The sequence below is a fragment of the Bacillus sp. FSL R5-0820 genome, from assembly GCF_038593385.1.
Lineage (GTDB): Bacteria > Bacillota > Bacilli > Bacillales > Bacillaceae > Bacillus > Bacillus altitudinis.
The window spans coordinates 1,306,943-1,325,295 of sequence record NZ_CP151991.1 but is presented as its reverse complement, the minus strand read 5'-3'; the positions used below and the strand labels follow the sequence as shown (position 1 = coordinate 1,325,295).

General features: G+C 41.1%; 14 protein-coding genes. 1 reads left to right on the top strand and 13 read right to left on the bottom strand.

The genetic code is table 11. The features are described 5' to 3' along the window. Positions 1 to 8: 8 nt before the first annotated feature. Complete coding sequence (locus NST15_RS06740) at positions 9 to 1,835, bottom strand: PAS domain-containing sensor histidine kinase (protein WP_046343410.1); 1,827 nt, start codon at positions 1,833 to 1,835, stop codon at positions 9 to 11. 156 nt (positions 1,836 to 1,991) lie between these two features. Continuing rightward, on the bottom strand, positions 1,992 to 4,118 hold the full coding sequence (locus NST15_RS06735; RefSeq protein WP_342498958.1) for a penicillin-binding protein 2: 2,127 nt from the start codon (positions 4,116 to 4,118) through the stop codon (positions 1,992 to 1,994). Between the two features lie 336 nt (positions 4,119 to 4,454). Between NST15_RS06735 and NST15_RS06730 the strand changes: the two genes are divergently transcribed. Further along, positions 4,455 to 5,252 carry a CAP domain-containing protein gene (locus tag NST15_RS06730; RefSeq protein ID WP_017359431.1) on the top strand — a complete coding sequence of 266 codons (798 nt, stop codon included), beginning with the start codon at positions 4,455 to 4,457 and terminating at the stop codon, positions 5,250 to 5,252. Between the two features lie 114 nt (positions 5,253 to 5,366). Here NST15_RS06730 and NST15_RS06725 read toward each other — a convergent pair whose 3' ends face one another. From NST15_RS06725 to NST15_RS06675, 11 genes are all read right to left on the bottom strand, one after another. Next, positions 5,367 to 6,239 (bottom strand): NAD(P)-dependent oxidoreductase, encoded by an 873-nt coding sequence (locus NST15_RS06725; RefSeq protein WP_342498957.1) that lies wholly within the window; start codon positions 6,237 to 6,239, stop codon positions 5,367 to 5,369. Positions 6,240 to 6,252: 13 nt separating this feature from the next. Further along, the gene (locus tag NST15_RS06720; RefSeq protein WP_052320866.1) at positions 6,253 to 7,038 is read right to left on the bottom strand and encodes an SDR family oxidoreductase; all 786 of its coding nucleotides are present in this window, start codon (positions 7,036 to 7,038) and stop codon (positions 6,253 to 6,255) included. 76 nt (positions 7,039 to 7,114) lie between these two features. Next, on the bottom strand, positions 7,115 to 9,076 hold the full coding sequence (locus NST15_RS06715; RefSeq protein WP_342498956.1) for a methyl-accepting chemotaxis protein: 1,962 nt from the start codon (positions 9,074 to 9,076) through the stop codon (positions 7,115 to 7,117). Positions 9,077 to 9,191: 115 nt separating this feature from the next. Beyond that, the gene (gene splB / locus NST15_RS06710; protein ID WP_007498710.1) at positions 9,192 to 10,220 is read right to left on the bottom strand and encodes a spore photoproduct lyase; all 1,029 of its coding nucleotides are present in this window, start codon (positions 10,218 to 10,220) and stop codon (positions 9,192 to 9,194) included. Between the two features lie 80 nt (positions 10,221 to 10,300). Then, positions 10,301 to 10,543: a transcriptional regulator SplA domain-containing protein gene (locus tag NST15_RS06705; protein ID WP_034657834.1), complete on the bottom strand. Its 243-nt coding sequence runs from the start codon at positions 10,541 to 10,543 to the stop codon at positions 10,301 to 10,303. Between the two features lie 98 nt (positions 10,544 to 10,641). Further along, positions 10,642 to 12,360 carry a phosphoenolpyruvate--protein phosphotransferase gene (ptsP, locus tag NST15_RS06700; protein WP_008348058.1) on the bottom strand — a complete coding sequence of 573 codons (1,719 nt, stop codon included), beginning with the start codon at positions 12,358 to 12,360 and terminating at the stop codon, positions 10,642 to 10,644. Then, on the bottom strand, positions 12,360 to 12,626 hold the full coding sequence (locus NST15_RS06695) for a phosphocarrier protein HPr (protein ID WP_003211078.1): 267 nt from the start codon (positions 12,624 to 12,626) through the stop codon (positions 12,360 to 12,362). The genes ptsP and NST15_RS06695 overlap by 1 nt, the downstream gene beginning before the upstream one ends. Before the next feature lie 93 nt (positions 12,627 to 12,719). Next, positions 12,720 to 14,819, bottom strand: coding sequence for a glucose-specific PTS transporter subunit IIBC (gene ptsG, locus NST15_RS06690; protein ID WP_017359434.1), 2,100 nt, complete (start codon positions 14,817 to 14,819; stop codon positions 12,720 to 12,722). Positions 14,820 to 15,021: 202 nt separating this feature from the next. Next, positions 15,022 to 15,876, bottom strand: a complete 855-nt coding sequence (locus NST15_RS06685) for a transcription antiterminator (RefSeq protein ID WP_017359435.1) — start codon at positions 15,874 to 15,876, stop codon at positions 15,022 to 15,024. A gap of 55 nt (positions 15,877 to 15,931) precedes the next feature. Next, positions 15,932 to 16,921, bottom strand: a complete 990-nt coding sequence (locus NST15_RS06680; RefSeq protein ID WP_110487276.1) for a LacI family DNA-binding transcriptional regulator — start codon at positions 16,919 to 16,921, stop codon at positions 15,932 to 15,934. Between the two features lie 292 nt (positions 16,922 to 17,213). Beyond that, positions 17,214 to 18,308: a Xaa-Pro peptidase family protein gene (locus NST15_RS06675; protein ID WP_342498955.1), complete on the bottom strand. Its 1,095-nt coding sequence runs from the start codon at positions 18,306 to 18,308 to the stop codon at positions 17,214 to 17,216. Positions 18,309 to 18,353: the final 45 nt, after the last annotated feature.

Below are 18,353 nucleotides of genomic sequence, written 5' to 3'. Positions count from 1 at the left end.
CGTTGTTTTTATTTTGCGGGAAACATGATGTGAAACACAGTCCCTTTCTCTGGATGGCTATCTACCCGGATGGTTCCGTTGTGATTTTCTAAAATATTAAATGTCACCATGAGCCCAAGCCCTGTTCCCTTTTCTTTTGTCGTTAAAAAAGGTTCGCCGATCCGCTTCATGACCGATTCAGGAATACCAATTCCTTCATCTCTAATCGTGACAAGTATCCCTTCTTTTTCGGCTTTGGCAGTAATGTCTACCTTCCCTCCGTCCGGCATGGATTCGACGGCATTTTTGATTAAATTGATAAACACCTGCTTCAGCTGGTTTTGATCCCCATTCATCAGGAGATCCTCCTCAATATCACTTGTGTTCATCAAAATTCCATTTAAGTTGGCCTGTGTTTCTAGCAGAGCGGTGACTTCGCTAATGATTTTTTTCAAATCAAGCGTCTGCATGGATGCCGTTTGCTGCGGCTTTGCAAGCATTAGTAGCTCACTTAAGATGATTTCAATCCGGCTCAGCTCAGAGAAGACAATTTCAAAATATTGATCACGGTCTTTTGTTTTTGGTTTAATGAGCTGTAAAAAGCCCTTAATCGCCGTCAGTGGATTCCTTATTTCATGTGCAATGCCTGCTGCCAATTGACCTGCGATTGATAATTTTTCAGAGCGCAGCATGAGTTCTTCTGTTTGTTTTCGTTCAGATATATCTCTTAAAATAATTTGAACGGCTGTTTCACCAAAAAATGTGGTAGGGATACAAACCATTTCTGTATAAATCAACCGGTGTTTAAACGTATGGCAGCTCATCGTCACAATCTCAGAATCTGATGCTCTTTCGATAATACGTGATATGCTCTTTTTGACTTTTTGCTGATCACATGAATGGATTTGATGAAAGATATCTTTTCCGATTAATTTATCGTAATGTTCGGCTTCAAATAATTTAATACCTGATTCATTCATAAATACCCATTTATGATCGTGGATGACGGCGATGGTATCAATGGAATTTTGGATAAGCAGCTGATACCGCTCTCTACTTTTTTGAAGAACGGTTTGAAATTTTTTACGGGAAGAGATATCCACTAATAGTAAAAGTTCTGCCCGTTGATTTTGATAAATTGCCGGAGATGACTTCACTTCAATATGAATCATGCTCCCGTCTTTCCTTTTCCATATTTGTTCAATCATTCCGACTGGAAGGCCTTGCTGCAGTCTTTTGATTCGGCTTCTCACAATGTCATGGTACTCCTCGGCAATAAAATCAAACGCAGACTTGCCGATCATTTCATCTTTTGTACATACACCCATTAATTGCAGCATCGCATCGTTGGCATACACAATTTTCCCAAGCGCCGTAATACATAACGGATTTGGCAGCATGGCAATCAGATTTTCAGCTTCACTGACATCTTGGAAAGCCGGTAGACTGCCTAACGACTGTTCTGACACCTCTGTTGGTTGAAATGCTGCTTTTTGAGGCTCTGTATTCATTACCCTCATTTTCAGGATCATTTCTCTACTCAAATCGTTGTCTAACCCATCACAAGCAACAAAATCAATGCTTGCTTCTACCCATACAGCTGTAAGATCACTTCTAAGCAGTCTAAAGTGGCAAATCTCTAGCATGTGCTGATTATAGAAATAACTTTCGACGAGAAATTGATCTTCGGTATGAACAAAGTCTTTCAAAAAACACCCTAGTAAATCCTTTTGTTCATAGAGCAAAAGCTGCTTACAATTGGAAGAAATGTAGAGAAAGCGGCCATTAGAAGAAAGAACGGCATGTAAATCAATATTCGAGTACAGCTGATTCGAATCTTTCATTTTTTGTTCCATCGTCGTCCGACCCTCCTTTAATTTTTTTAGGGCTGTCCTTAGTTTGATGTATAAAAAGGATTCGCTAGAAAAACCGTATTTTCCTCCCAATCTCTTGTGAAACGTCCATATTTTCAGCAAAAAGGGAGCACTTTCTCTTGCTGTGCTCCCTGCTGTTTATTGCTTTTCATATTTCTTTTGTAATTCAACGTACTTATCAACAATTTTACTTGGAATGGTTTTAATGACAGGATCTTTATCTGATACATACGGTGTGACGACACTAAATGCCACTTTCGGATTGGAAGAAGGATAATATCCTCCAAAGGTTAAGTTGTACGTGGCATTCCCCCACCAGCTCCGGTTGGCACCATAGTAGAAGGTTTGGGCTGTACCCGTTTTCCCTGCGACATCATGCTGACCGAACCGGCCAGCGGCAGTCCCGCCTGTTGATGTGACCATTTTTAGTCCCATTTTGACGCGGTCGATATCTGCTTTCGAGTTGTTAATGGTGTTCAGCACCTTTGGCTCATATTTCTTCACAACAGGACCTACTTCTTCCTTATTCGTTGGAAAGTGAACACTTTTCACCACTCTTGGCTGAATACGGTTACCTCCATTTGCGATGGTCGACATGTATTGTGCGACTTGAAGTGGTGTATACGTGTCATACTGACCAATCGCTTCATCAAGCAAGAGTCCGCCGACTGTCTGAGGATGCGTCTGCATTCCGCTTGATTCCTGCGGCAAGTCGATGCCTGTTTTCACGCCAAGACCGAATTGCGCATAGTAGTTTCTCATTTTTTGTAAGTGTTCAGGTCTTGCTGGTAACGGGCCGTCCTTTTGATAGGTGATCCCTGCCATTCTCATCGCCACTTGGAACATGTAAACGTTGGAACTTTTTTGGAGTGCCTGAAGGTCGTTAACCCATCCAAGAACTTTGTAAGACTGTTTAGGCTTTCCTCCACTTCCCGCAAAATACAGCGGTGTATCCATATAGGATTGGTTGTGTGACATGCCATCTTGATAACCAGAGAGGACAGTAGCTCCTTTGACAACAGAGCCCATTTCATACTGTGTCGTAAATGTTCCGATCGCATAATCTGTGACGTCCCTGCCGTCCATTTTCTTCCCTGACATCGCAAGAACATCACCTGTGTTAGGGTCCATCATCACAACAAAGGCACGGTCCATCATATAGTTTCTTGCACTAGCGGATCTTAGCTCTGATTCAACGATTTTGTCGACTTCCTTTTGCAGCTCCATATCAAATGTGAGTGCAAGGTCAAGTCCTCTTCGTCCTTCTGTCCGCTTGATTTCATCAAGCAGTTTTCCGCCGACCTGTGTATATTGAACAGTTGCTTTTTCTGGATTGAGAAAATCCTCATATTGATATTCTAAATAACTTTTTCCTACTCGGTCATTTCGCGAGTAACCTCTTGCCATATAGTAATCTTCACGCTCTTTTATAATGCCTTGCTCTGGGGTGGTGACACCGCCAAGGACATTATAAAGGGTTTTTTCATACGGATATTTCCTTGTCCAGTCATTGATGACATTTACACCAGGCAGTTCATCAAGATGCTCTGATACAAGTGAGATCTCTTCGTATGTCAAACTTACGGATGATGTCTGTTTTGATTCTTTTGTTTCATCAAGCAGCGCAACTTTTTCGTCCCCTTTTTTCTCTTCGTTCGGGTCCATCGCTTTCACGATTTGAGGTTCAAAGGCATATCCGCCTGTAAACCTGCGATAGATCGCTGCAACTGCTTTTTCCTCTGCATCTTTTTCGATCGCCTTGACTTCTTTCTTAGGCACACGCTCTACTTGAAGTGGATAGACATCTTTTGATTTAAGATTCTTTTGCTCTGCTTTTGAAATGAGCTTATCCGCTTCTTCCGGGTGGCTTGCCAGCCAAAAATCTCGAATGTCACGCTCTCTCAAAAAATCTGTATCCATTTTTATATAAGTCGCAAGTTTTCTTGCTACTTTAATCTTATCCTCCGCTTTCACACCGCTTTCTGATGTATAAACGATGGCAGGTACACTTTCGTTATCAACAACGACCCTTCCTCTCGCGTCATACATTTTTCCTCTTGGAGACGGGTATGATGCTGTTTTGACTTCAGTTCGGTTGGCTTGCTTTTTATAATCCTCACCATTGACGATTTGCAGCACGCCGAGCTTGATGACAAGTCCAGCAAATAAACTAAATACAGCGAAGAAAAAGAGATTAATTCTCCAGGCGTTCCGGCGCTTCATTTTTTTCTGCTCGGCAGCACCTTGATGCTGTTTCTCTCCCACTTATGTAGCTCCTCTCATCCTTTCAATCTTTTACAATTACCACTCATTATTGTAACACTTTTGTAATAGTTGTTACAGCGAAACAAGTGAAAAAAAGCTGTCAATCCCTATTCTGCAAAAAAATATACTAACACTTTAAAATATTGGTATGTTTATGTCGTTTTCTTTAAATAGAAAGATTCTCCATTCATTGATATAAGGAGATTCTTTCTATGACTTTAACAAAAATGACAAATGGGCGTTGTCAATGGAGGATGCTGGTACGTTTATAACAAAAAGTCCATGTTATGATTTTCTGTGAGAAAACAAAACAAAGATTTTAGGAGGAGTTACAAAATGAAAAAGAAATCATTCATTTTTTCAGCGCTGACAGCTGCTGCATTGATCACGTTCACTGGAGGGCATTCAGCTGATGCGAAAGAGCTTAACCTGAAACAAGTCATAAACGTACAGCATCAAGCCATTGATCTTCATACATTAGCTGCAAAATTACATATCTCTTCAGATGTAAACAAGCTAAGCACTTCAAATCAAAAAGAGATCGAAGCTCTATTAAACAAGCTGATCAAAAGTGGTCAACCTGTTACTGGAACAAAAGTGGTGAAAGAAGTAAACAAAGCAAAAAATGAGCAAAAACAAGAATCAGTGAAAAAACCAGCTACTTCTAAACCAAGCACACCAGCAAAAGAAAACACAACGAACAACAGCTCAAAATCTGATCAAAAAGACACAACTGCAACAAAAGCAGACAGCAGCTTAAATGCATTTGAACAAGAAGTGGTTGAACTGACAAATAAAGAGCGTGCAAAACAAGGCTTAAAAGCTCTTTCTGTTGATTCTAAATTAAGCAAATCTGCTCGCGCTAAATCACAAGATATGAAAGATAAAAACTATTTCTCTCATACAAGCCCAACTTACGGATCTCCATTTGATCAAATGAAGCAATTTGGTATCACATACAAAACAGCAGGTGAAAACATTGCGCAAGGTCAAAGATCACCTCAAGAAGTAGTAACAGCTTGGATGAACAGTGAAGGTCATAGAGCGAACATTTTAAACAAAAACTATACACATATCGGTGTAGGTTATGTGAAATCTGGTAACTACTGGACGCAGCAATTCATCGGAAAATAAGATCAAAAAAACCTGTCTCTATTTGGGACAGGTTTTTAGTTTGTCTTCTTTTTTCAGTAATGTGAGGGCTTGTTTACACGCTACAAACTGTTCCACCTAGGCGGGGCAGTTTTTTTATTTCACCCATAATTTATAGATGCTTTGTGTTCCGCTGTTTTCTTCGCCCTGTTCACTGAGCTTTTCATATAATGACTTCGCTAGTGAAAGGCCTGGCATCTTTTCTCCCATCAGCTCTGCCTCTTCAAGTGCAATGCCCATATCCTTGATAAAATGCTTCACATAAAATCCTGGCTCGAAATCACCTTTCAGCATTCTTGGCGCAAGGTTTGACAAAGACCAGCTGCCGGCTGCTCCTGTTGTGATGCTTTTAAGTACCTGCTCTGGATCAAGTCCTGATTTTTCAGCATAGGCCATTGCCTCAGCCACACCTACCATCCCTGCTGCGATAGCAATTTGGTTACACATTTTTGTATGCTGACCACTTCCTGCAGGTCCTTGATATTGAATATTTTCTCCCATTTGCTGAAATAGCGGCAGGCACGCTTCATAGGCTGCTTTTTCTCCGCCAATCATAATGGCAAGCGTGCCATTTTTGGCTCCTACGTCTCCGCCAGAGACCGGCGCATCTAATGCAAATAGTCCTTTTTCCTTCGCTTTCGCTTCAATTTCTTTTGCTAGCTGAGGTTTCGATGTGGTCATATCAATGAGGTATGTACCAGGCGCAGCATGTGCCACGAGTCCATCTTCTCCTAAATAGACTTCTTCTACATCTGATGGATACCCGACCATTGTGATGACGGCATCTGCCTCCTTTGCGATCTCCTTTACGGTCGATTTCCAAAGAGCACCTTTTTGAATCAATGTGTCTGCCTTTGCTTTTGTTCTTGTATAAACGAGAACTTCGTAGCCAGCATTCATTAAGTGCCCTGCCATACTACGTCCCATTACACCAATTCCAATAAAACCAACTGTTTTGATTTGTGCCATCAAGAATTCCTCCTTATAGAGACTTTGTCAATCCACCATCAATGATGAGGGTTTGACCTGTCATATATGTATTGGCTTCAGATAAAAGAAAAGCCGCATATGCTGCAAATTCCTCTGGCTGTCCGTAACGGCCCAGCGGAATCATACGTTCAGCTTGTGCTTTGATCTCTTCAACCGATTGTTGCTCCTCTTGTGCACGGTGTTTGTCCAACTGTTTCACGCGCTCTGTTTCAATTTTCCCAGGGGCTAAGGTATTGATCAAAATGCCATCTTTGGCAAGCTCCTGGGCAGCTGTTTTTGTCCAGCCGGTAATGGCTGGTCTAAATGTATTCGACAGCATCAAGCCTGGGATCGGTTCTTTGACCGACATAGATGCAATATTTAACACGCGTGCACCTTGTTTTTTTAAATACGGCATGGCTTCTTTTAATAACCGAATATAGCTGAGTAAATGAAGCTGAAATGATTCCATCCAATCTTCATCTGTTAAGGTTTCAAGTGTTCCTGTTTGAGGACCGCCTGTATTGTTCACGAGTATATCAAGACGTTTTTCATCACCTGCTGCTGCGACGACAAGCGCTTTAATTTGCTCGGCGTCAGATACATCACATACTTGATAAGTCAGCTTCCCTTTTACAAGCGGGGATAATTCTTTGACCGCTTCTTGCAGCGTGTGCTCATGTCTTCCCGAGAGCATCACGTCTGCTCCCTCTTTTGCAAGATGAAAGGCAATGGCTTTACCGATACCTTGACTGCTTGCTGCGACCAATGCTTTTTTGCCAGATAGATTAACATGCATGTTGGCACCCTCCTCTGTTCATATTTTATCATACAAAAAGAACCTTGCTCACATGGCAAGGTTCTTTTCTGCAAGATTATAGTTTAAACCGATTGACTGCCTGACGCAGTGCCTGACTTGATTCGTTCAACATTTCTGTTGATGTTTTCGTTCTTTCTAAAGCTTGTACTTGTTCGTCTGTCGAAGCATGTACTTCCTCAGCTGAAGCGGCAGATTCTTGTGAAATGGCCGCAATACTTTGAATGGAATCATTCATTTTCTGCTGTTCTTCAGTCATTTCATTGATTTGTGTATGAATGCTGTCAATGGAGCCGACAAGTGCCTGCATTTCCATTGTGATACTGCTGAGTGCCTCTCCTGTTGAATTGATGGCATCACCTTGTTCTTCATTCATTTTGCTTGCTGCTGTCATCGCTTCAGCTGCCTTTTTCGATTCATCTTGAATGAGTTTTACGGTTTCACTAATATGTTTCGTTGATTCCGCAGATTGTTCAGCCAGCTTTCTGACTTCTTCTGCAACAACAGCAAATCCTCTTCCGCTTTCTCCTGCTCTCGCTGCTTCAATACTTGCATTCAGTGCGAGTAAATTCGTTTGATCTGAGATTTCAGAAATCGCTGTTACGACGTTTTCAATATTTTTTGTTTTATGCTCAAGGTCAAGCAGCATTTGCTCTACCTTCTTCGATTCTTCATTCGCTTGTGTTGATTTTTGGACGAGCAGACCAAGAGCATCAAGTCCTCTATAGCTTGCATCTTCCGATGATTTTGAATTGGTTTGCATTTGCGTGGCAAGCTCACCCATATGACGAACTTTTTCATACAAATGCTCTGATTTTTCATTAATGGTTTCCGCTTCTGATGCTTGTTTCGTCGCTCCTACAGCGACCTCTTGAATAGCCGTTGCAATCTGTTCACTAGATAGCAAGGTCTCGTTTGAAATTTGGGTCACTTCATCCGTTGATTTCACAACCTGATCTGAAGACTCTTTCACTTTTTCAATTAAGTCCCTGATGCCTTCAGTCATTTGATTAAAGCTTTTCGTCAGGAAACCTATCTCATCCTGAGACTTCGACTCAAGCGAGCTGGTTAAATCGCCTTCAGACACTTTACGAACATGCTCGATGAGGCGTTTAATTGGTGTTGTAATGCTTCTAGCCAATAAGTAGCTTAGAATCATGGCAAGTATAATGGCAATGACAGAAATAATGATACTTGTCTGATTCATTTGTTCAGTGATCCAAAGAAGTTTCTTTTTCTCGAAGCTCACACCAATCGTCCAGTTGGCCTCTTTAATTTTTGAGATGACGGTCAGCTGTTTATCATCATCAATACCCGAGTTATCAATCGCTTTTTTCACAGAAGCGACTTTTGAGATATTTTTTCCTTGCTCTGTTGGATGTGCCAAAATGGTCCCTGTGCCGTCAACTAAGAAAGCCGTTCCCATATAAGGAATCTTTTGTTCATTTATAAAGGACTGAATGGAAGCCAGTTTCAAGTCAAGTCCAGCGACACCGACTACTTTCCCATTTCGTACGATCGCCTTCGTGGCTGAAACGACCATTTCACTTGTTGCTTTATCAATGTACGGATCTGTCCATAGGACTTCGTCAGGCTTTTCAGCCGCTTGAATATACCAGTCTCGTTTAGACGGATCATACCCTTCACCAAAATCGGACTCCGGGAAAGCGAACATTTTACCATCACTTGTTCCTATATAGGCAAGCGAGATGAGTTCATCCTGCTCCTGCAATCCTTTTAATTCATCGTTTTCAAATGCCAATGTCTGCTTTGTTTGTTTCTGTGCAAAATCTTCAGTAAGTGTACTTGTTGCCAATTGGTTAATCGTATCACCGTAATTCTCAAGCTTTAGTGCTATGATGTCTCTCATGCTTTCTGCCGTTGCTGCTGTCGTTGTTTTCGCATCTCGTTCAATCAGTGGTCTTAATACTAAATTGGAACCCACTTGAACTGCGACAACGGTTAAAATTAAAATAACTGAGATGAAAACAGCTATTCTCACTTGAAGTTTCTTAAACATCTCATCACCCCTACATCCTACTTTCGCATCTTAATGTGTATATCGGCAAAATTGGTACCGCATTCAATAGTTGTAAGAAAATTTAAATAGAAAAAACAAGCCATAATGACTTGTTTTAAGTAAAATATTCAATTTTTGCAGACGGAAAGTACTGTTCGATATATGATTCTAATGTCTGCCTAAGTTCTTGTTCTTCATCTTTTTGATAGATATATTTTCCAATTCCGTATCTACCCCACTTATATCTTCTCTTTTCTTCATCTAGTTCTAGTTTTGTTTTTGGATAGTTTTTTTGGATGACACGCTTCGCCGGTTTTGTAAAACGGTGCTGAATCATTTCAAAGGTGATATCTTGTCTCACTTCTTCAGGGAGAGCTGCATCGAGTTTTTCAAATAGGACTTTATAGCCCTCTTGCCACCCTTCATGAATGTAAATAGGGGCAATAATAAAGCCCAGTGGATAGCCTGCTTTTGCTACCTTTACAGCCGCTTCAATCCGCTGATCGAGTGGTGATGTTCCAGGTTCGAAATATTTAATGACATAATCGGCATTGATACTAAAGCGGAATCTTGTTCGCCCATTGTGTTTTGCGTCTAACAAATGGTCTACATGATGAAATTTCGTAACAAAGCGTAGTTTGCCAAGATCGGTTTGACCAAAGTATTCAATCGCTCGTTTGAGTGTGTGAGTCAAATGGTCAATTCCTACGATATCAGATGTACACGAGGCTTCAAATCGCGTGATATCAGGGGCACGCTCGTTCATGTACTGTTCAGCCTGATCTAAGATCTCTTCTACATTGACGTACGTACGAATATACGGCTTACTCCCCATCGTCGTTTGCAGGTAGCAATAATGGCAATGCCCCATGCATCCTGTCGCAAACGGAATGGCATACTCTGCAGATGGTTTAGATGTATCAAATTTCAAGGTTTTTCTCACGCCGATAACGAGCGTCGATTTTGCATTACGGTACTTTTGTAAATCATTTTTCCCCGGAATATTTCTCACTTGGTTGTGTGAGGTTGTTTCTCTAATTTCAATTCCCATACCTTCAAATTTTTCTTTCAGCTCTTGTCCTAATGGGTACTCTAGCGCCCGAGGTTCAATATACACAAGCTGAGGAACGAACGGTTTGATCATATTTAGCACATCCTTACCTTATAGGTTCATACCGTTACTTTAACCTCTCAGGATGGCTTCTATTCTTTCTAAAATCTCCCTTATTCAAATAGATCTTGATAAAGGGCTTCTGCTTCTTCGTATGTTGGAAATACGGCATCATCAGGGGCTAATGGGTGATATGTTTCAAGTAGAAATAGCGCAAGCTCTTGTTCATTGTAAGGGTGTGAAACGATTTCCGCTTCTTTAATTTGTGCAACATTGGCTGCATGTGGATTTCGATAAATGACATATACTTGATCACCTGGCTTATAGTCAGAGAAAGACAAACTGGTCACCTCCATTTTTTATGTTAGGATGCCCTTCTCTGCAAGCGATATGACTGATTATGATAAAATTCGACAAAAAAACCAGACAGTTTGACCTGTCTGGTTTACATCACCTAGTTATGTTGAAACGTTTTTTTCACGAAATCAACCACTTCTTCAGTTGTACTCAGTGATAAGATATGCTCTTTAAATGATGCAGCTTCTTCCTTAGAAAGCTTGCTTAACTGCGTTCTTGCTGGAAGAATCGATGTTGCGCTCATTGAAAATTCATCTAATCCTAATCCAAGTAGGAGCGGGATTGCGATTTCATCTCCTGCCATCTCACCGCACATGCCAACCCATTTACCTTCTTTATGCGCTGCTTCAATCACAAGCGTTATGAGGCGTAAAATAGCTGGATTGTATGGCTGGTAAAGATAAGACACTCGTTCGTTCATTCGATCAGCAGCCATTGTGTATTGAATCAAATCATTTGTTCCAATACTGAAGAAATCTACTTCTTTTGCAAATTGATCTGCGATAACAGCTGTTGATGGAATTTCTACCATCATTCCGATTTCAATGGAATCAGATACTTCTGTACCAGCAGCAACCAATGCTTCTTTTTCTTCAAGTAAAATAGCTTTTGCTTCTCTAAATTCTGATAACGTCGCGATCATAGGGAACATGATTTTCAAGTTTCCATATGTACTTGCACGAAGTAACGCGCGTAGCTGTGTTCTGAAAATCTCCTGCTCTTCAAGGCAAAGGCGGATCGCTCTATAGCCAAGGAACGGGTTCATTTCTTTTGGAAGCTGCAAGTAAGGAAGTTCTTTATCGCCACCAATATCTAGTGTGCGGACAACCACAGCCTTGCCTTCCATCTTCTCTAAAACGGTTTTATACGCATCGAACTGCTCTTCTTCTGTTGGGAGCTGATCTCTGCCCATGTATAAAAATTCTGTACGGTACAATCCAACTGCTTCGCCGCCATTTTCAAGTACACCTTTCACATCTTCAGGTGTTCCAATATTCGCAGCTAACTCTACGTGAACGCCGTCTTTTGTGACCGTTGGCTGGTCAACAAGTTTCGCCCATTCCGCTTTTTGAGCTAAGTAGTCTTCATGCTTTTTTTGATACGCTTTCACTTCATCTTCAGAAGGCTGAATGATGACGTCTCCGCTAATACCATCAACAATGATCAGATCATTGTTTTTCACCGTTTTTGTTGCTTCTTTTGTTCCAACAACTGCTGGGATTTCCATTGATCTTGCCATAATCGCTGAGTGAGAAGTACGACCACCGATATCTGTCGCAAAACCTTTGACGAATTGTCTGTTCAGCTGAGCTGTATCAGAAGGTGTTAAATCTTCAGCAATGATAATGACTTCTTCAGAAATCATACTTGGGTTTGGAATGTCAACGCCTAGCAAATGACCAGTGACACGTTTTGTAACGTCGCGAATATCCGCTGCACGTTCTTTCATGTATTCATTGTCCATTGCTTCAAACATTGTAACAAACATTGTTGCTGTTTCTTTTAAAGCAAATTCAGCATTTACTTTATCCGATGTGATTTTATCCTTCACTGGGTTGAGCAGCTCTGGATCACTTAACACAAGAAGGTGTGCAGAAAAAATATCCGCTTTATCTTGGCCAAGTTCTTTTAGCGCATGCTCTTTAATTGCTTCAAGTTCTTGCTTTGAAACATGAATTGCTTCTTCAAAGCGTTTCACTTCTGTCTCTGGATCATTGATGTCTTTTTGGTGAACTGTTAAATCTGGTTCTTCTAGACGATATGCTTTTGCAATCGCAACGCCTGCTGAAGCACCGATTCCTTTCAGTTGTTGCATTACTCGCCTAGGCCTTCACTTTTCATTGTGTCTTTTAGCGCAGCAAGTGCATCATTTTCATCAGAACCAGAAGCAGAGATTGTGATTGTAGCACCTTTCGCAATTCCTAGAGACATTACACCCATAATAGATTTCAGGTTCACTGTTTTACCATTATATTCTAAGTTGATATCAGCATCATATTTACTAGCAGTTTGTACAAGAACTGTTGCAGGACGTGCGTGAATTCCAGAATCTGCAGTTACTTTGAATGTTTGTTGAGCCATTTTTATCAATCTCCTTTTTATACATTTCATACATCCACAATATTATATCATACTGCCGAGCTTGTCATCTAACAAGAACGGCAGTTATGAAAATTATTTTGAAATTTTCATGATGTTTTCTTGGCCAGCTTTGATTTCACCGGATTCTTGAAGGTCAATAAATTGTCCTTCACTTAAGTTTGTAAATACAATTGGTGTCATTAAAGATGGTACTTCTGACTTAATTTTATCAATATCAACCTCTAAAAGTTTTTGACCGATTTCTACTTGATCTCCCTCTTGTACAAATGCTTCAAATCCTTCTCCTTTGAGGCTGACTGTATCAATCCCGAAGTGAATCAAGATTTCAAGTCCACCATCAGACTGGAGGCCGATGGCGTGTTTTGTTGGGAACACATTTAAGATTTTTCCTCTTACTGGTGAAACCACTGTTCCCTCTTTTGGCAAGATAGCAAAACCGTCACCCATCATTTTCCCTGAGAATACTTGATCTGGCACATCTGTAATTGGATGCAGCTCCCCTGTAATTGGTGAAGCAAACATTTCTTCCCCTTGTTCGTTTTGAAGCGGTTTTGCAATAACTTCTTCAACCTGCTGACTGACTTCTTCTTTTGCAGAAGGGTCTTTCGCTGGTCGAGGTGTGCGCCCTGCAATAATGTCCTGCATTTGTGTTTTTAAATTATCAGAGCGTGGTCCAAAGATGGCCTGGATGTTATTCCCGACTTCAAGGACACCTGAAGCGCCAAGCTTTTTCAAGCGGTCTTTATCCACTTTTTTCTGATCATTTACAGTGACACGTAAACGCGTAATACAAGCATCTAGGTGTTTAATGTTTTCTTGGTCACCCATTGCTTCAAGAATTTCATAAGGTAAGTCATCGCCTTTTCCAGATTGAGCGCTGCTTGCACCGTCAGCTGCTTCATCTTCTCGTCCTGGCGTTTTCAGATTAAACTTGCGAATCGCAAATCTGAATCCGAAGTAGTAAATGACAGCCAGTACGAGACCGACTGGAATAACAAGCCACCAAGCGGTTCTATTCGGCAGGATACCAAATAGGAAGAAGTCGATTAACCCTCCTGAGAAGGTCATCCCGATTTTCACGTTTAGAATATCCATTATCATAAAGGATAATCCAGCAAATACACAGTGAATCGCAAATAATATCGGTGCAACAAACAAGAATGAGAATTCAAGCGGTTCAGTGATCCCTGTTAGGAAAGAAGTAAGGGCCGCTGACCCCATAATTCCTGCTACAAGTTTTTTATTCTTAGGTTTGGCTTCATGGTAAATCGCAAGTGCTGCTGCTGGAAGTCCAAACATCATGAACGGATATTTCCCTGTCATGAATGTCCCAGCTGTCAGCTGAACACCATCTTTGATTTGCGCCATGAAAATACGCTGGTCACCACGGATAATATCTCCTGATAAGCTCTTATAGCTAAAAAATTCATACCAGAATGGTGCGTAGAATATGTGGTGCAGACCAAACGGAATTAATGACCGTTCAATGACACCGAATACAAAGGCAGCCAGCGGCTCATTCGCTGCAAGCAGTCCTGTTGAAAATGAGTTCAGTGCACCTTGGATTGGCGGCCAAATGACGAGCATCAAAAGCCCTAAAATAAGTGCTGAAATCGAAGTGACGATTGGAACAAAACGCTTACCAGCAAAGAAACCAAGATATTGCGGGAGCTCAATTTTGTAAAATTTATTAAACATATAAGCGGCTAATACCCCGACGATAATCCCGCCAAAAACGCCGGTAGACAAGGTCGGTATGCCGAGCATATTCACATACGCTGGATGACTTTCCTTAAAGAACTTAGCCAATTTGATTGAATCGGATGGAATGGAACCGTTGGCCATTAATACGGCACTCATCGTTACGTTCATGACAAGGTAACCGATGATCGCGGCAATCCCTGCCACACCGTCTCCATTGGCAAGACCGATGGCAACCCCTACAGCAAATAGGAGTGGAAGATTCGAGAAGACAATATTCCCCGCATTCTCCATAACACTAGCAACAAGCTGAATTGTATCATTGCTTAAAAATTGAGCGACATCAATCAGCTGCGGATTTTGCATCGCATTTCCGAGTGCTAGTAAAATACCAGCAGCAGGAAGGATCGCAACTGGAAGCATAAGTGCTCGTCCAATTTTTTGCAACACACCAAAAAGTGATTTAAACACTGGTTGAACCTCCTTTTGTTTTCGCTTACAACATACATTTCAATCACATATTGACGTACATTTCATAATTAACCGTTTACATTTCACTTTCAGAACACAAAAAAGGCATGGTGATATAAGGTTGCGCAAATAACAGGATCTTATCCTGTATTTACCTTAAGTCACTCATGCCTGATCGAATCAGTTACACGTTTCAAGGAAACTATGAAATTTTATTCGTCAATCTGTACAGGTGAAGTGTCAAGTAGACAGCTTCGGCATCTTGTACAGGCTTTTTCAATGCATGTTGCAAAATTTTGATCATTTTCCAAGCAGTATTGTAGCATAAAGGATATTCATTTTTCAATAGATGAAGCAACTTTTCTGGCTCCTCTAATGATTCTTCCCGTTTAATACGCTCAATCGAAAACGTAATATGGCGCAGTAAGCGTAAATAATGAATACTTTCTCTATCTACTTTCATATGAAATGCATCTTCTATGACTTGGACCATTTGTGTCATGAGCTGCGAATGACGGTTGACCTCGGATAAAGGCCGGTTCGTTAAAGCAGAGTGAATGTGGAGCGCAATAAACCCAATTTCTCCTTCGGGCAGCTTCGTTTCAACATCTGGCCGCGCATTTATCAGTTCCACGACTTCCTTTGCGACCTCGTATTCTTTCGGGTATAAGGATTTCGTTTCAAGCATAAAAGGATTGGTGATATCATAGCCTTGCTTAACTCGTTTAAAACTAAAGGCAATATGATCTGTCAGTGCAATATGAATATGCTCATTTAAACGATGCCCCATTTTTTCTCGTATATGATAAATGACGTCATTGGCAAGCTCAATCATGTCCTCATTAATGTGGTGCAGCAATTGTTTGTATTCTGTTTGCTCTTTTGTATTCTTTAACACAAACATTTTCTCAAATGCCGCTTGATCGAGAACGTCACCCGATTTTTTCCCAAAGCCGATCCCCTTATCAATCAGGACCACTTCGCCTAAAGAAGGGTGTTTTGCGATGATGACATTATTATTTAACGCTTTATCAACGGTGAAGGATTCCATGAACATCCCCACCTCCTTCTTATTCAATCCTTCTTATCGTACAAAACAGATGAAACGTGCGTCAACGATTGTTTTTCAAAATAGTCGTTGTGCGCTCAACGAGTCGATATGACAGCACCCTTTTTTCTGGTGCCTCACCTTGTAATGCTTGCTTGAACAAGTCAAATGCTTCCTGCCCCATTTGTTTGAGGGGAATGCCTATACTAGAAATCCCCAATGCTTCACTCAATTGATCGTTTTGAAAGCCAAGTATGGCTGGTGATTCTCCAACGTTTATTTGGTGACGCTGTGCTTCTAGTAAAAAACCTGCTGATACATCATCGTTCGTAATCAGTAAGGCTGTCGGACGATTTTTCATCTCTTTCCATTCTGTAAATAATTGCTTGCCATCAAAAATGGTCAGTTTTCCTTCAATGACCCATTCATCATCAATGTCCTGCCCAAGCGACCGCATCATTTCTTGATAAGTCTGAATGCGAACTTGGCTGTTCTCCCCTTCTGTTCTAGCAAGAACGATTGCGATTCGCTCATGACCGCATGCCGCTAAGTGTTCAAGCCCTTCCTTAAAAGCCTGATCATGCGCAATTGATACCGATGAACATGGATCATGCGGAGTAGGATGACAAAAGATAATAGGACCAGATTCCTGCCACTTTAAAATGTCTCGATCACTTAACGCATTTGAGCAAAAGATTAAACCATCCACACGCTGCTCTTTTAAGCTCATTAATGCTTCTTTTTCCTTTAATGGGTCATATCCTGTTTGAAACAAGGCAAAATGCATTCCGCACTCCTGTGCTTTCTCTGCAATCCCTGTGACAATTCCGCTGAAATAGGAGTGATCAATTGTCGGAAGCACAATTCCAAGCATATTGGAATAGCCCTTTGCTAAATGCACCGCCTGAATATTCCGTGTATATTTGAGCTCTTTCATCGCACTAAGTACGCGCTCTCGCTTTTCTTCTTTGACATAAGGATGATCATTCATCACTCGTGATACGGTGGTAACCGATACACCCGCTCTTTTCGCAATATCCCTTATGTTAGGCATTTTTTCTCCTACTTTCTCTTGATATGGTAAGCGTTTCATACTTTAAGATGTATGTGAGCTGAACAAATCACTGGGTGGAAAGGGGAATTCAAGATGGGTATTATCATATGGATCATATTATGTTTGACTATTTTGTTTTCTGCTCGATTCGCACTACATCCTTTAGGAAAAGAACATAAAATCAAGCCGTTTCAATCAATTGATGATTTTTTTGTTGATAAGGATCGCAAAGAGTGACAAAAAAATCACGATGACGCTCCCAATACTTGGACGTTCATCGTGATTTTTTTCATTACTTGATGATCGTCAACTCTTTTGGATAATTGGTTAAGGTGACTGGGCCATCTTTTGTAATGAGAACATCGTCTTCAATTCTAACCCCGCCGACTCCTGGTACATAAATACCCGGCTCAATCGTATAGACCATCCCTTCTTTTAGAAGGTCATCATTTGCTTGACTCATAGAAGGGAACTCATGAACAGAAACCCCGAGTCCATGCCCTAGACGGTGCGGGAAGTAATCGCCATATCCTGCTTCTGCAATCAGCCCTCTTGCTTTTAAGTCAAGGTCACCAATTCTCACACCCGGCTGGCTCATATCAAGTGCTGCCAATTCGGCTTTCAAGACGGTGTTGTAAATATCCTTTTGTTGTTCAGACGCTTCTTGATAGATGAAGGTTCTTGTAATATCTGAACAATAGCCATCCACAATCACGCCGAGGTCAAATAAAACAAAATCACCTTTTTTCAAGGCTGCCTGCCCCGGATTTCCATGAGGTTCTCCTGATTTTTCTCCGAATAGTACCATGGTTGAAAAGGACATGCCCTGAATGCCTTTTTTCTTCAGTTCATATTCGATGACAGCAAGAACTTCGGTTTCCGTCACCCCTTCTTTTAGGGCATGAACCCCAATTTTGACGCCTTCGTCTGCCAATTGAGCAGCTTTTTTCAATGTTTCAATTTCAGCTTCGTCTTTAATTAGTCTTAGCTGATTGAGCACATCTTCTGCCCGGACGAATGTTTCTGCCCCAGTGACAGCTTGAAGCTGCTCTGCTCTTTGCAAAGGAATGGATTCTTTTTCAATCGCTAGGCGAGTCGCTTTTACTCCTCGTTTTCCTAGTGCCTTTTGTATGAAATCAAAGGGGTTTTCATGGTCTTCATATCCAATGAGATCTCCAGCCCATCCCGCATTTTTTGCTTGCTCAACTTCCATCTTAGGCAAAATGAAAAATGGATCTGCTTCCTCAAAAACAAACAGCCCCATCACTCTTTCATGCGGCTCTGTGAAGTATCCAGATAGATAGAATACATTCTCCTTTGTATGTATAAATGCACCTTGAATGTCTTTTTTCTTAAGCCAAGAAGACAAGTTTTTCATTCGATTCATCGTGATCCTCCTCACACGTTTGACTACTGATCTATTGTATCAGTT